The sequence below is a fragment of the Ferrimonas balearica genome, from assembly GCF_019802085.1.
Classification (GTDB): domain Bacteria; phylum Pseudomonadota; class Gammaproteobacteria; order Enterobacterales; family Shewanellaceae; genus Ferrimonas; species Ferrimonas balearica_B.
In genome coordinates, this window is the sequence record NZ_JAHVHV010000001.1 from 716,149 (window position 1) to 729,444 (window position 13,296).

Sequence of the window (13,296 nt, forward strand, 5' to 3'; positions counted from 1 at the left end):
AAGGTATTGGGCCCTGGTTCGGGCCCTTTTTTTTGCCAGTCGCGCCCCATTTGATGGGCCCAATCCATCAAACGCGATTCGTTACGATATACCCCCCTCCTTAGACTGGACGCTCATCGTTAACCCTTGAGAGTCCCCATGAGCCAAGATGCCCAGAATCGACCGGACCCCCACCCCGAGCGCACCGTACGTCGTTTGACCTGGGCGCTGGCGGGCCTTTTCGTGCTGATGTTCAGCTGGTACCTGGTGGCGGACCGTCGCACCCCCACCACGGATAACGCCCGGGTGCGCAGCTTTGTCCAGCCGGTGGCCAGCGAGGTGTCCGGCCGATTGACCGAGCTGCTGGTGGCGGAGAACCAGGAGGTGGTGGCGGGACAGCTGCTGGCCCGCATCGAGTCGGAGCGTTACCACCTTCTGGTGGAGAAAGCCGAGGCGGCGGTGGCCCTGGCCGGGCAGGCCGTGGGGGCGGACACCGCCAATGTGGTGGTGGCCCAGGCGGAGCTGGTCGAGGCGCAGAGCGAGCAGGAGCGGGTGCTGTTGGAAACCGACCGTCTGGTGGAGCTGGGCCGCTTGGGCTACCTGGCCCAGTCGGATCTGGACAGCGCCATGACCAAGCGCGTGAACGCCAAAGCCAAGGTGCAGGCGGCCCGGGCCAACCTGGAAAGTGCCGAGCAAAACGCCGGCCTGGCGGGCGAAGCCAATCCTCGGATCCGCAAGGCCCTGGCGACCCTCGCCCTGGCCCAAAAAGACTTGAAAGACACCGAAATTCGCGCGCCCTACAAGGGGATTGTCACCAACATCCGCTTCGATGTGGGGGTGCTGGCCCAGGCGGGCCAACCCCTCTTTACCTTTCTCTCTACCCAGGAGGTGTGGCTCGAAGCCTACCTGCGCGAGAACAACCTGACCCATCTGCAAGCCGGGGATCCGGTGGAGTTGGTGTTGGACTCGGCGCCGGGGCAAATCTTTCCCGGTCGGGTGGTCACCGTCAGCCACGGCATCCAGTTTGGTGCCGATAACGTGGGGGCGCTGCCGTCGCCACCGGTCAACGACGGTTGGCTGCGGGAGCCCCAGCGCTTCCCGGTGATGATCCGCCTCAAAGACCCCGAGATGGAGATCTACCTGCGCGAAGGGGGCCAGGCGGACATCATTGTCTATACCGAGAGCGCCGGTTGGTTGTCCGAGGCCCTGGGCCGGCTCTGGATCCGGCTGATGGGCCTGGTCAGCTATGTCAATTGACCAAGGCTGTGCCCAGGCCATCACCCGTTTCGCCCTGGGTATTACGCTGGCGGTCTCCCTCAGTTGGTTGGGGGATTGGCCCCTGGCCTGGCTGACCCCGGTGGTGGCCGGGATGTTGCTGGCGCCCCCGGGACGCCCCTTTGCCCCGGCGGTGCACCGAGCGCTGCTGGGTCAGTGCCTGGGGGTGGTGCTGCTGAGCCTGGTGCTCACCGAGTGGCTGCTGCCGCGGCCGGGCCTCTATGCCTTGGCGATGGCCATGGGTTTGTTCGCGCTCTATCTTCAGGCCGAACAGGGCCAAAACCCCCTGATCACCGCCGCATCGCTGTTCGCCTGGCTGGTGATCCCCCTGATTGGCCTCGGCTCGACGGCCCACGGCTTCGAGGCCGCGCTGGGGCTCTACCTCTCTCTGGTGCTGGGGGTGGTGATTGCCGTGGTGCTCTACGCCTTTATGCCGGCCCCCGCGGGGTCGGCCATTCCCCTGACGCCCCGACCTTTAACGCCCGAGGGGCTGCGCCATGCGGGGCTCTACACCCTTCTTGTGCTGCCCCTGTCCCTGGTCTGCTTTCTGTTTGAGCTGCACAGCGCCATCTTCCTGCTGATGATCGTGGCGATGCTGGTCCACAATCCCGGCCTGCACGCCGGTTACCCGGCGGGGCGCAACACCCTGCTGGCCAACCTGTTGGGCGGGGTGGTGGCCTTGGTGCTGCACCCGCTTCTGATGGTGTTGCCAACACCCTTGATGCTGGTGCCGCTGATCGCCTGGCTCAGCCTAGTGTGGGGGAGGGCGGCGTTCACCAGCCGGCTCGCACCATTGCTGGTGACCGCCTTTATCACCCTGCTGATCCTGCTGGGCAGCACCAGCGGCAACGCCTTTATGTCCGATGATCCCGACGTCCAGGGCCGAATGGCACTGAGGGTGCTGCAAGCGACCCTGGCCACCGCCTATCTCATCGCCGGGGCCGGACTGTTCCGCGCCCTGGGCTGGCTGCCGCCCGTCTCGGTCCCGGGCACAGCCCCCAATCGGAACGCCGCACCCGCCAGCTGAGGCGAGCCTGGCCGGTGACTTGATGGATTTCGTCCGTCAAAAGGGATTCATGGAATGGGAAAGAGGGCGGTACAGTGTGTCCTATCGAAAGGCGGGGCGTCATGAGTTCTCTGGATGCGGACTTTGCCCTTGGCCCTTCGACGGTGAGCCGGCACGCCGGCCCCACCACTCATCAACCTGTGTGTATCGCGTGACGCCGCCTTTGGGGGCGCCACGCATCGAGAGGCATCTAAGGCCAGCTCACACCTTTGCTGACCGGATTTTGCCTAGCCGCCTTGGCGACTCAGGCCGAAAAGACAACGCACCCTTGGGAGAATGTTAGGCTCTCCTGTGCGTTTGCTGTTTCGGCCTGGGTTTCTTTTTTTCTCTCCTCTTTATCCTCTCTAAGCCGCCAGTGTGTGTGGCTGTAAATTGTGATTTCCCCTTCGCGATTCCCGTTTCGCTCCGCCCCTTTACCCAAGCCCTGTGACTTATCTGTCGTCTGCATTTTATGGCCACAAAGAGGGCCAGAGTACGCGGTGTTTTTTTCATTAGGCAGACAAGTAATTATCCGTTTGTTTGGGGCTAAACGCGGTGTTTTTACGCCATTACAAGGCCTTTTTTACGCGGCCTTGAGCTCACCACTCCTAATAAACGCATTAAAAACAATACATTGACTGGATATTTCCTTGTCACACTATACGAGGACTTGGTCCGTCAATTGAGATTACTGGCCATGAGAAATCGGGTTTAAAGTTCACGCCATCGAAGACAAGAGGTCGACAGGCGGTGCGTTGAGCGCGCCTCGTTTTGCCCCGACTCTGTCTTGATGTCGTTTTTAAGGGGATGGGATACCCATTGAGGCAAGGAACGGATTGGCCACAGAGGCCATGCCCGCCAAACCAATTTCGCAGTGAATGGATAAGGCCCTCGGTAATAACAACACACACCGAGCAAAGGGCGACATTCAATTGATTAACCAGACGTACTCAATGGCGTGTAGACATTATGAGTTTGCTTGAAAGTATTTTTACCTCGTCACCCTTCGTGGCGCTCTTTATTACCCTTGCCCTGGGTTACCTGGTGGGCAAGATCACCATCGGACGCTTTGTCCTGGGCGGCGTGGCCGGCACCTTGCTGGTCGGCGTGATGATCGGCCAGTTCGGCGTTGAGATCGACGCCGGTGTGAAGAGCATCTTCTTCGCCCTGTTCATCTACGCGGTCGGTTTTGCCGGTGGCCCGCAGTTCTTCTCCGCACTGAACCGCCGCACCGTCAACGTGCTGCTGTCCGCGGTGGCGGTCACCGTCTTCGGTCTGCTGACCGTACTGGCCTTTGCCTACTGGTTCGACTTGGACCGCGGCACCGCCGCTGGCCTGGCCGCTGGGGGCCTGACCCAGTCCGCCATCATCGGCACCGCCGGTGATGCCATCGGCAAACTGGCCGGGGTCTCCGAGGAAGCCAAGCACCTGATGCAGACCAACGTGGCCGTGGGCTACGCGGTGACCTACATCTTCGGCTCCCTGGGCCCCATCCTGATGGTCTCCATCATCCCCGCCATGATGGGCTGGGACCTGCGCAAAGAGGCCCTCAAGCTGGCCGAAGCCAACAGCGACGGCAAGCCAGAGCTGAACGAGGGGGAGTTCAATGCCCTGACTCAGCTGGCCGCCCGTGCCTACAAGGTCAACGGTGACAGCGCCGTGTTGGGCCACTCCCTGGCCGAGGTAAACCAGGCCCTGATCGATCTCTCCATCCAGCTGATTGAGCGCGATGGTCAGGCACTGGAGCGCGACGACGAAGCCAAGATCACCCTCCAGGCTGGCGACATCCTGGTGGTGACCGGTCGCCGCAAAGCGGTTCAGCGCTACCAGGTCTACCTGGGTGAGGAAGTGGAAGTGGACGATGACCTGGTGCTGGTGGAGGAGAGCCGCAAGGTGATCGCCAACCAACCGCACCTGATCGGCAAGTCCCTGGCGCAGATCTCAGCACAGACCAACCGCGACATGACCCGTGGCGTCTACCTGACCGACTTCATCCGCGGCGGTAAGTCCATCGAGATCACCCCGGATCTGGTGGTGCGCAAGAACGACGTGATGCAGTTCGCCGGCTCGCCCAAAGACATAAACCGCATCGAGAATAACGTCGGTCGACGCCTGGGCAGCAGCACCGCCACCGATTTCATCTTCTTCGGTGCCGGCATGGCCCTGGGCCTGGTGTTTGGCCTCATCAACTTCAAGATCGCCGGGATCCCGGTGACCATCGGCTCCGGCGCCGGCTGTCTGGCCTCCGGTCTGCTGATGGGCTGGCTGCGCAGCCGCAACCCCAACGTGGCCGCGTTCCCGGTGGGCGCCTCCAACTTCATCCGTGACCTGGGTCTGGCGGTGTTCGTTGGTGTGGTGGGCCTGCAGGCCGGCCCCGGTGCCCTGGCGGCCATTAAGGAGCATGGCATGAGCCTGCTGCTGATGGGGGTCGCGGTGACCATGATCCCGCAGTTCCTGGGCTTCTTCTTCTCCTACTACGTGCTGGGGATCAAGAACCCGGTGGAAGCCCTGGGCTGTCTGATCGGCGGACGCAGCGCCAACCCGGGCTTTGCCGCCCTGCTGGAGAAGACCGGGAACGCCACCCCGACCTTCACCTTTACCGTGACCTACGCGGTGGCCAATGTGCTGCTGACCCTCTGGGGTCCCATCATCGTCGGCCTGATCACCCTGAACGTGGCCCTGTAAGCCAACCGAATTTTTCCCCTAGGGCCGTGCCCCCGGGCCAGCGCAACGCGCGCCTGGCCGGGGTCGGTGCGGCCAAACACTGACTTTTTGATTCACTGAAACTGGTAACTGTTATGAAAAACATCGATTTTGCCCAACTGGCTGACCTGAGCCCCTTCGAACTGAAAGACACCCTGATTGAGCTGGCCCAGGCCCAGCCGGACCGTCCCCTGCTGGACGCCGGCCGCGGCAACCCCAACTTCCTGGCCGTGGCCCCCCGTCGCGCCTTCCTGCGCCTGGGCGATTTCGCCATGGAGGAAGCGGAGCGCGCCTACTCCTACCTGGACGCCGGCTTTGGCGGCATTCCGGACACCAACGGCATCGTGGGCCGCTTCGACACCTTCGTCACTGAGCAGGGCCAGCATGAGGGCGTGCGCTTCCTGCAGCGTGCGGTCAGCTACGCCAAGGACCGTCTGGGCATCGAAAAGGCCGAGTTTCTGAGTGAGCTGGTCAACGCCTTTTTGGGCTGCAACTACCCGGTACCGCCGCGCATGCTGACCCACCTGGAGACCGTGGTGAAGGCCTACCTGGCCGAAGAGATGTACGGTGATCTGCCCGTGGCCCACGACTTCGATGTGTTCGCCACCGAAGGCGGCACCGCGTCCATGACCTACACCTTCCAGACCATGTTCAAAAACGGTCTGCTGGAGAAGGGCGACAAGGTGGCGCTGATCACCCCGATCTTCACCCCCTACCTGGAGATCCCCGGTCTGGCCGAGTTCCAGCTGGAGGTGGTTGAGCTGCGTCTGGACGAAGAGACCTGGCAGCTGCCCCAGGAGGAGATCAACAAGCTGGCGGACACCGACATCAAACTGCTGTGCGTGGTGAACCCCGCCAACCCGGCTTCCGTCAAAATGTCCGACGCGTGCCTGGATGCCCTGGCCGAGATGGTGAACACCCAGCGCAAGGACCTGTTTATCGTCACCGACGACGTGTACGGCACCTTTGCGGACAACTTCGTGTCCCTGTTCGCCAAAGTGCCCTACAACACCCTGTGCGTGTACTCCTTCTCCAAGTACTTCGGTGCCACCGGCTGGCGTCTGGGCACCATCGCGGTGCAGGAGAACAACGTGTTTGACGACACCATCGCGCGCTTCCTGGAGTCCAAGCAGCAGCGCCTGGATGAGCGTTACAAGACCCTGACTGAGAACCCGCGTGAGATCCGCTTTATCGATCGCATCGTGGCCGAAAGCCGCAGCGTGGCCCTGAACCATACCGCCGGTCTGTCCCTGCCCCAGCAGCTGCAGATGGCCCTGTTCGCCCTGGCCTGCCTGATGGACAGCAAAGGCGAGTACAAGGCCGCCTGTAAGCGCATCATCCGTGAGCGTCACAACACCCTGTACAAGCACCTGGGTGTGGCCCTGAAGACCGACGCCAACCGCGTGGATTACTACACCCTGCTGGAGCTGGATGTGCTGGGTCGTGAGCTGTACGGTCAGGCCTTCGTCGACTGGTTCAAAGACGCCAACAAGGGCCAGGACTTCCTGTTCCGTCTGGCCGCCAACACCGGTGTGGTGCTGCTGCCGGGTAAAGGCTTCGACGTGGTTCACGGCTCCGTGCGCGTCTCCCTGGCCAACCTGACTCACCACGAGTACGAGCTGATTGGTCGTGAGACCCGCAAGGTGCTCGACGGCTACTTCGCCGAGTTCCAGGCCAGCGCTGAATAACCAAAACTGATGGTTTGAGCCCAAACCTTCAAGCCCCGACCTCGGTCGGGGCTTTTTTGTGCTCGGCGCTAAGTCCATAAAATCCTTTGATATGACCCTTCAGCAACCTTATTTATCCCCCGGGCCGCGGGCAGTTAGCATGGTCACACTTGACTGACGTTTGCCGAGCCGATCGCTCATGCCCCCGTTACCACCCATTGGACGTTCCCTGCTTCGTGCCACCCTGACCGGCCTCGCCGTGGGCCTGTGCGGCCTGCTGTTTGTCGCCTGCGGTGGTGAGGTGGAGCAGGGCAGCGGGGGCGAGCAACTGCTGGGGCTGGGCAACGTCCTGCTGCTCAGCCTGACCCTGTTGCTGGGGGGCGAGATCGTCACCAGTACGGTGGTGGGGTCGAGGCCCAGCGCCGGGCAACGGCTGGCCCTGGTGGCGGGAAACGCAGTGGGAGTGGGGGTTGTGGCCCTGTTGGCCTGGCTGTGGGAGGCCAGCCTTTGGCAGGACGGTGCCTGGGGCGTGTCGGCCCTGGAGCGGGTGCGGGATAAGATGAATTACGGTTTCTGGGAGGCGGTGGCTCTTGGGGCCATCGGCAACCTGGGGCTCTGTCTGGCAATCTGGCTCAGCCGGCTGGTGGAAGGCCCATCACTGAAATTGATGATCCTCTTTGCGCCCCTGTGGCTGTTTCTCAATACCGGCATCGAACACTGCCTGGGCAATCTGACGGTGGGGCTGCTGGCACTGAGTGTGTCTCTGGGGGCGCCGCCAGAGTTCTGGGCCCTATCGGGGATGAGCCCGGGCAGCCTGTCGCTGGCCGTCTTTGCCCAAAGCAACCTGCTGCCGGTGACCCTGGGCAACCTGGTGGGGGGCGTGGGGGTGGTGGGGCTGGCCCATTTGTGGCTGGGCCACCACCGGGAGGGGTGTTTGCGCGTGGAGGAGTGCTCAGGCCCGTAGCGCGCGGCGCTTCTGGATGTGCCGGGCCTCGGTCATCAGGCAGTCCCGCAGCGGGTGGTTGGCGCTGTCCGCCCGCCAGATAAAGGAGAGGCGACGCTCCATGTTGAGCTCCGGCACGTTGAGGCAGACCAGGTCCCCCTGGGCCACCGCCGCCTCCACCTCCAGCGAGGGCAGGCAGGAGAGGTAGTTGCCCTGGGCCACCAGGGCTTTGAGGATGCTCACCTGTTCGTACTCGTGGCGTACGTTGAGGCTGTCGATAAGCCCGTGCAGGGCGGCATCGAAGATCGCCCGGGTGCCGGCCCCTTGCTCCCGCAGCACCCACTTGGCCTGCTCCAGTTGGGTCAGGCTCACCCGGGGCAGCTGGGCGTAGGGGTGGTGCTTGCCGGCCACCACGGCCAGGTGGTCGTAACACCAGGTTTGCTGGGCGATGCGGGCGTCGTCGCAGCGTCCCTCGATCACCCCCAGTTGGAAGCGGTGCTTCAATACCCCCTCGATGACGTGCTCGGTGTTGGCCACGTCCACCTTCACCCGCACCTCCGGAAAGTCACTATCAATTCTACTGATAAGCTCTGGCACCAGGTGTTCTGCGCCGGTTTGACTGGCCCCCAGGCGGATCTCCCCGCTGATCAGGTGCTGGCCAGCAAATCCCAGCTCAATCTGGCGGGCCTCGCTGATGAGACCGCGGGCCTTGGGCCGCAACCAGTGGCCCCAGTGGGTCAGGATCATCCGTTTTCCCACCCGCTCAAACAGCGGCTGCCCCAGCATTTTTTCCAACTGAGACAAAGACATACTGGTAGCTGACTGGGTCAGCGCCAGCTGATCCGCCGCCTGGCTGACGCTGCCGAGGGTGGCGATGGCATCAAAGACCATTAACTGCTTGAGTGTGTACTTCATATCAGGGCAACCGAAGGGTTTTATCCGCTTGAGCGTGATTCATAAGGGTAAGTGCCAAAAGATCATGCCACAAGCCGACTAAATGGCCCATTTCCCCGCTCGAAAACTGTGCGCCACGTCATCAGGAGAACTGATAAGCGTCAGCAAAATTATCAAATTTTTTTTCTTTGCCGGCCCCCGTAACGTGAATGGGGCCCGGAGCGGTTCCGGGTCTCTGTGACACAAGGAGCATTGCAATGAAAAACTGGATCTGGCGCACAAAGGGCGCCCATCAGGGAGGCACCCCATGCTGACCCTGGTGGCGGACAAGCCCAAAGCCGATCCCCTGCTGGCCACCGCAGAGCGCAGCGCCCTGGCCAAGGTGGCCAAGTCTCCCCGCGCGGTGTTCGCCCTGGCGGTGCTGGCGGGGATCTACATCGGCATCGCCTTCACCTTCTACATCACCGTGGTGACCGGCGCCGAAGGGCTGCCCTGGGGCATCAGCCGGTTGCTGGGGGGCCTGGTGTTCAGCCTTGGGCTGATGCTGGTGGTGGTCGGTGGCGCCGAGCTGTTCACCAGCACCGTGCTCACCGTGGTGCCCTGGGCCAGCGGCAAGCTCTCCACCGGTCGGATGCTCACCCACTGGGGCCGGGTGTACGCCGGCAACATCGTCGGCGCCCTGGTGCTGGTGGCCCTGTTGCTGATGGCCGGTCAGGCCGAGCTGATGGGCGGACAGTGGGGCCTCAAGGTGATGTCGGTGGCCAGCCACAAGCTGGAGCACAGCTTCGGCCAGGCCCTGACCCTGGGGGTGCTCTGTAACCTGCTGGTCTGCCTCGGTGTCTGGATGACCTACGCCACCCCCAACCCGGCGGCCAAGGCGGCCCTGGTGGTGCTGCCGGTGGCGATGTTCGTCAGCGCCGGCTTCGAGCACTCCATCGCCAACCTCTTCCTGGTGCCCCTGGCCATCGCCATCCACCAGCTGGCGGATGGGGCCTTCTGGAGTGCGGTGGGGGCGGATCCGGCCCAGTACGCCCACCTCACCAGCGCCAACTTCCTGCTTCACAACCTGTTACCGGTCACCCTCGGCAATGTGCTCGGCGGTGCCCTCTTTGTCGGCTTGTTCCAGTGGTGGATCCACGGCCAGAAGCCGAGCTCACAACCCGTTTCTCATGCTCAAAAAGGAGCCATCCCCATGAACAAGCCTCTGTCTCAAATTACCGTAGCCGAACTGGCCGACAACCAACCCCTGCTGGTCACCCCGGAGACCAACGTGGTGGACGCCACCGCCCAGATGATGGCCCAGGGCCGGGGCGCCGCCCTGGTGGTCAAAGACGGCCGTCCCGTGGGGCTGGTGGATGAGCAGGACCTGCTCCAGGCCTGCTACCTGGCCAACTTCGAAGACGCCCAGTTCGTGCCGGTGGAGCAGGCGATGCAGCCTGTCGCCTTCACCGTGGACGCCAACGAGCCGGTGACCAAACTGGCCTGCCGCATGGCGGTGGAGGAGGAGAAGCTCTACCCGGTGAACGACGGCGGCTACCTGACCAGCTACAACGTGGGCACCATCGAGCAGCGCGCCAAGGACGCCATCCCGGCGGGCAACGCCATGGCGGTGGTGATGAACGACGGTCAGATCCTGGGTGTGGTGGAGAAACGCAAACTGCTGGCCCTGCTGACCGGCACCCTGCGCTCCGGCTCCCCCGTCGAAGACAAGCCGGCCCAGGCCGCCTAAGCGCATCGCACTTTATAACAAGGGGCCTTCGGGCCCCTTTTGGCCGTTCCGGGTTTGCCCCCCGGTTGCGTCGTGGGACAATGCAAAGAAGCGGACCCATTGGAGTTTCAATGCTGCACTTTCAACAAGCCGACCCTCACACCCTGCCCATGGCGCTGTTGCTGGAGGCGGATCCCGACCCTTTGCAGGTGGCTCACTACCTCGAGGGGAGCTGGGGCTTTGCCGCGGAAAATGAGGGAGACGTGGTGGGGGTGTGCGTGGTGACGCCGCTTGGGGAGGGCCGGGCGGAGCTGATGAACATCGCCGTGGCGCCCCAATGCCAGGGGCAGGGCGTGGGCAGTGAGCTGCTGGCCTACGTCATCGAGCAGGTCCGCGCGAGGGGCCTGGCGACCCTGGAGCTGGGCACCGGCACCTTTGGCCATCAACTGGCGTTTTACCAGCGGGCCGGTTTTCGGGTCACTGCCGTGGTGGCCAACCATTTTCTGGATCACTACCCCGAGCCCATTTTCGAGAACGGGATCCAGCACAAGGACATGTTGAGGCTGACCCTGGCCCTGAACTGAAAAAGCGCCCGATGCGGGCGCTTTTTTGTTGGGACTTACTTGGTGCCCAGGAAGGAGAGCACCACCGAGGTCAGGGCCACGGTGCCCGAGGGGATGGAGTCCGGCTCCACCACAAACTTGGGGTTGTGGTTCAGGTACTTGGGCAACTGACCGTGCTCGACAAAGTTCTCCCAGCCCTGCTCGGAACCGGCGCCCACCTCGATGAACACCACCGGCACCTCCGGATAGGGGAAGGTGAGCATGTGGAAGTCCTCCGAGCCCATCACCGGCGGGAAGCCCTGCAGGACGTTGTCCGTGCCCAAGGCCGCCATCATCGCCTGGCGGGCGTGCTCGGTCTCCTGCTCGGGGTTGATCACCGGAGTGGAGTAGCCCTTCATCTCATAGGTGGGCATGCGGTCTTCGGGGACGCCGTACATCCGGGCGATGTTGTCGGTGACCCGCTTGATGCCGTCGATCATCATGTCGCGCTCGGCCTGGCGATACCAGCGCAGGTTGAGCTTGAGGCTGGCCTCGTCCGGGATGATGTTGTTGCCGCTGCCGGCGTTGATGGCGCCCACGGTGAGCACCGCCGGTTGGGACTGGTCCAGCTCCCGGGAGACGATGGTCTGGTAACCCATGATCGCCATGGCGGACATCACCACAGGGTCGATGGCGGCGTGGGGGGTAGAGCCGTGGCCGCCCCGGCCCTTGATGGTCACGTCGATCTGGTCGGTGCCCGCCATGCGCCGGCCATCACTGATGGCCACTTTGCCCGCCGGCAGCACGGCGTGGGTGTGCCCGGCCACCAGCACATCGGGCTTGGGCACCACATCAAAGAGGCCGTTTTTGACCATGGCGGTGGCGCCCATGATCAGCTCCTCCGCCGGCTGGGCCACCAGCACCACCGTGCCTTGCCACTGGTCTTTGCGCTCGGCCAGCTGCTTGGCCATGCCGATAAGCCAGGTGGTGTGGGCGTCGTGGCCGCAGGCGTGCATGGCGTAGATCTCGTTGCCAAACAGGTCTTTAGTGGGCTCAGTCGCGGCGTAGGGCAAGTCGGTTTCCTCTTTCACCGGCAGCGCGTCCATGTCGGCACGGAACATCACCGTGGGGCCGTCGCCGTTGCGCATCACCGCGGCCACCCCGGTCCGGCCGATCCCCTCGTGGACCTCAAAGCCCTGGGCGCGCAGCTCCTTGGCCACCATGGCGGCGGTGTTCACTTCCGCAAAGCCGACTTCCGGATGAGCGTGAATGTGCTTGAAGATACCCACCAGCCGCTCGCGGTCGGCGTCAACGGACTCAACCAGCGGGGTGCTCAGGGCCGAGGTGGACAGACCCAGGGTCACGGCTAAGAGGGCATGGCGCAGAACTTTGGACATGACAATCGCTCCAGAGATGGGGTGAATTGGCCCCATGGTATCGGGCTTATTGCAACGATAAAAATCGGCTATAGTGGTAAAATCCCACGATGGTGTTCGAGAGGCCCCGCCCATGAAACTGAGTTTGAGCAAGATAGAAGCCTTCGTTGCGGTGGCCCAGACGGGCAACATCACCCTGGCAGCCAAGCGACTGGGTAAGGACCGCTCCACCTTGAGCCAGATGGTGGCGGCGCTGGAGGATGAACTGGGCATTGCACTGTTTGAGCGCAGCGGCAAAATGCCGGTGCTTACCGAGCCGGGCCAGAGTCTGCTGGGCCGGGCCCGGCGGCTGTGCGCCGAAGCCGACGCGTTCCAGGAGTACGCCCTGCAGATGAGTCGCGACGCTCACCCCACCTTGACCCTGGGGGTCAGCCCCCTGATCCCCGCCCGCCTGGTGACCCAGGCGGTGCGGCATTGGCGCCAAAGCCATCCCGGCACCCAGCTGGAGGTGCGCTCGCTGGACATCGACTCCATCCGGCAGCAACTGCTGACGCAGCAGCTGGATGTGGGCCTCACCCTGAACAGCAACCCCACCAGCACCTTCCCCATGGTGGCCAGTTACCTGGCCAATCTGCCCATGGCCTTTGTGGCCAGCGTGGATGCGTCACTGCCCATCCGGGTGGACGCGCGGCAGCTGGCCCAGGTGCGCCAGTTGTGCCACCAGGAGCTGGCGGACAGTGCCCAGGCGTCGTTGCTGTTGGTGGGACGCTCGGTCGAGGTCATCGGCTCGCTGGAGCTGTTGGTCGAGATGGTGGCGGCGGACTTGGGTTGGAGCGTGCTGCCGGAGGCGGTGGCCCAGCCCTACCTGGAGCGTGGCCAGCTCAGGCGGCTTGATGTGCAGGAGCTGGTGCGTCAGCCGGTGGTGCCGGTCAGCCTGTGGTTGGCCCCCTCAGTGGCGGAACTGCCGGTGATCGACGCCTTTAGCCAATCGGTGGTGCACTGCGCCGAACAGCTGGGGCTGGACGGCGGCTAGGTGCCCGCTTACAAACCAGTTTGATCAATGACAATAGTGTCTGCGCACTTACATTAAAGTTTGATCACTTCCTCGGGGTCTTGCAGAGCCCCTCGCCATCTTGTGTCGCCAATCATTGGTCCGCAACGAGT

10 protein-coding genes are annotated in these 13,296 nt (G+C 63.3%); 8 read left to right on the forward strand and 2 right to left on the reverse strand.

Annotation, left to right across the window (positions count from 1 at the left end; all coding sequences use genetic code 11):
* The first annotated feature begins 138 nt into the window (after positions 1-138).
* The 5 genes from KUV81_RS03290 (at position 139) to KUV81_RS03310 (ending at position 7,633) form a co-directional block, all read left to right on the forward strand.
* Entirely contained in the window at positions 139-1,236 is a 1,098-nt protein-coding gene (locus KUV81_RS03290) for an HlyD family secretion protein (protein WP_222542417.1), read from the forward strand.
* Positions 1,226-2,281 (forward strand): DUF2955 domain-containing protein, encoded by a 1,056-nt coding sequence (locus KUV81_RS03295; protein WP_222542418.1) that lies wholly within the window; start codon positions 1,226-1,228, stop codon positions 2,279-2,281. The genes KUV81_RS03290 and KUV81_RS03295 overlap by 11 nt, the downstream gene beginning before the upstream one ends.
* Before the next feature lie 987 nt (positions 2,282-3,268).
* On the forward strand, positions 3,269-4,984 hold the full coding sequence (aspT, locus tag KUV81_RS03300; protein ID WP_222542419.1) for an aspartate-alanine antiporter: 1,716 nt from the start codon (positions 3,269-3,271) through the stop codon (positions 4,982-4,984).
* 113 nt (positions 4,985-5,097) lie between these two features.
* Positions 5,098-6,690 (forward strand): bifunctional aspartate transaminase/aspartate 4-decarboxylase, encoded by a 1,593-nt coding sequence (locus tag KUV81_RS03305; protein WP_222542420.1) that lies wholly within the window; start codon positions 5,098-5,100, stop codon positions 6,688-6,690.
* A gap of 178 nt (positions 6,691-6,868) precedes the next feature.
* Entirely contained in the window at positions 6,869-7,633 is a 765-nt protein-coding gene (locus KUV81_RS03310) for a formate/nitrite transporter family protein (protein ID WP_222542421.1), read from the forward strand.
* Here the strand turns inward: KUV81_RS03310 and KUV81_RS03315 are convergent.
* Entirely contained in the window at positions 7,622-8,527 is a 906-nt protein-coding gene (locus KUV81_RS03315) for a LysR substrate-binding domain-containing protein (RefSeq protein ID WP_222542422.1), read from the reverse strand. The two genes, KUV81_RS03310 and KUV81_RS03315, sit on opposite strands and share 12 nt — an antisense overlap.
* A gap of 286 nt (positions 8,528-8,813) precedes the next feature.
* On the opposite strand from KUV81_RS03315, the gene focA reads away from it, so the two are divergent.
* Positions 8,814-10,235: a formate transporter FocA gene (focA, locus tag KUV81_RS03320; RefSeq protein WP_222542423.1), complete on the forward strand. Its 1,422-nt coding sequence runs from the start codon at positions 8,814-8,816 to the stop codon at positions 10,233-10,235.
* Between the two features lie 110 nt (positions 10,236-10,345).
* The gene (locus KUV81_RS03325) at positions 10,346-10,798 is read left to right on the forward strand and encodes a GNAT family N-acetyltransferase (RefSeq protein ID WP_222542424.1); all 453 of its coding nucleotides are present in this window, start codon (positions 10,346-10,348) and stop codon (positions 10,796-10,798) included.
* A gap of 35 nt (positions 10,799-10,833) precedes the next feature.
* Here the strand turns inward: KUV81_RS03325 and KUV81_RS03330 are convergent, their stop codons facing one another.
* The gene (locus tag KUV81_RS03330; RefSeq protein WP_222542425.1) at positions 10,834-12,153 is read right to left on the reverse strand and encodes an amidohydrolase; all 1,320 of its coding nucleotides are present in this window, start codon (positions 12,151-12,153) and stop codon (positions 10,834-10,836) included.
* A 112-nt stretch (positions 12,154-12,265) separates the two neighbouring features.
* On the opposite strand from KUV81_RS03330, the gene KUV81_RS03335 reads away from it, so the two are divergent.
* Complete coding sequence (locus KUV81_RS03335) at positions 12,266-13,165, forward strand: LysR family transcriptional regulator (protein WP_222542426.1); 900 nt, start codon at positions 12,266-12,268, stop codon at positions 13,163-13,165.
* Positions 13,166-13,296 lie beyond the last annotated feature (131 nt).

What these genes read in the sequence shown, in the direction of transcription:
- KUV81_RS03290 (WP_222542417.1), top strand. Translation starts at nt 139, where the DNA reads ATGAGCCAAGATGCCCAGAATCGACCGGACCCCCACCCCGAGCGCACC.
- KUV81_RS03295 (WP_222542418.1), top strand. Translation starts at nt 1,226, where the DNA reads ATGTCAATTGACCAAGGCTGTGCCCAGGCCATCACCCGTTTCGCCCTG.
- aspT (WP_222542419.1), top strand. Translation starts at nt 3,269, where the DNA reads ATGAGTTTGCTTGAAAGTATTTTTACCTCGTCACCCTTCGTGGCGCTC.
- KUV81_RS03305 (WP_222542420.1), top strand. Translation starts at nt 5,098, where the DNA reads ATGAAAAACATCGATTTTGCCCAACTGGCTGACCTGAGCCCCTTCGAA.
- KUV81_RS03310 (WP_222542421.1), top strand. Translation starts at nt 6,869, where the DNA reads ATGCCCCCGTTACCACCCATTGGACGTTCCCTGCTTCGTGCCACCCTG.
- KUV81_RS03315 (WP_222542422.1), bottom strand. Translation starts at nt 8,527, where the DNA reads ATGAAGTACACACTCAAGCAGTTAATGGTCTTTGATGCCATCGCCACC.
- focA (WP_222542423.1), top strand. Translation starts at nt 8,814, where the DNA reads ATGCTGACCCTGGTGGCGGACAAGCCCAAAGCCGATCCCCTGCTGGCC.
- KUV81_RS03325 (WP_222542424.1), top strand. Translation starts at nt 10,346, where the DNA reads ATGCTGCACTTTCAACAAGCCGACCCTCACACCCTGCCCATGGCGCTG.
- KUV81_RS03330 (WP_222542425.1), bottom strand. Translation starts at nt 12,153, where the DNA reads ATGTCCAAAGTTCTGCGCCATGCCCTCTTAGCCGTGACCCTGGGTCTG.
- KUV81_RS03335 (WP_222542426.1), top strand. Translation starts at nt 12,266, where the DNA reads ATGAAACTGAGTTTGAGCAAGATAGAAGCCTTCGTTGCGGTGGCCCAG.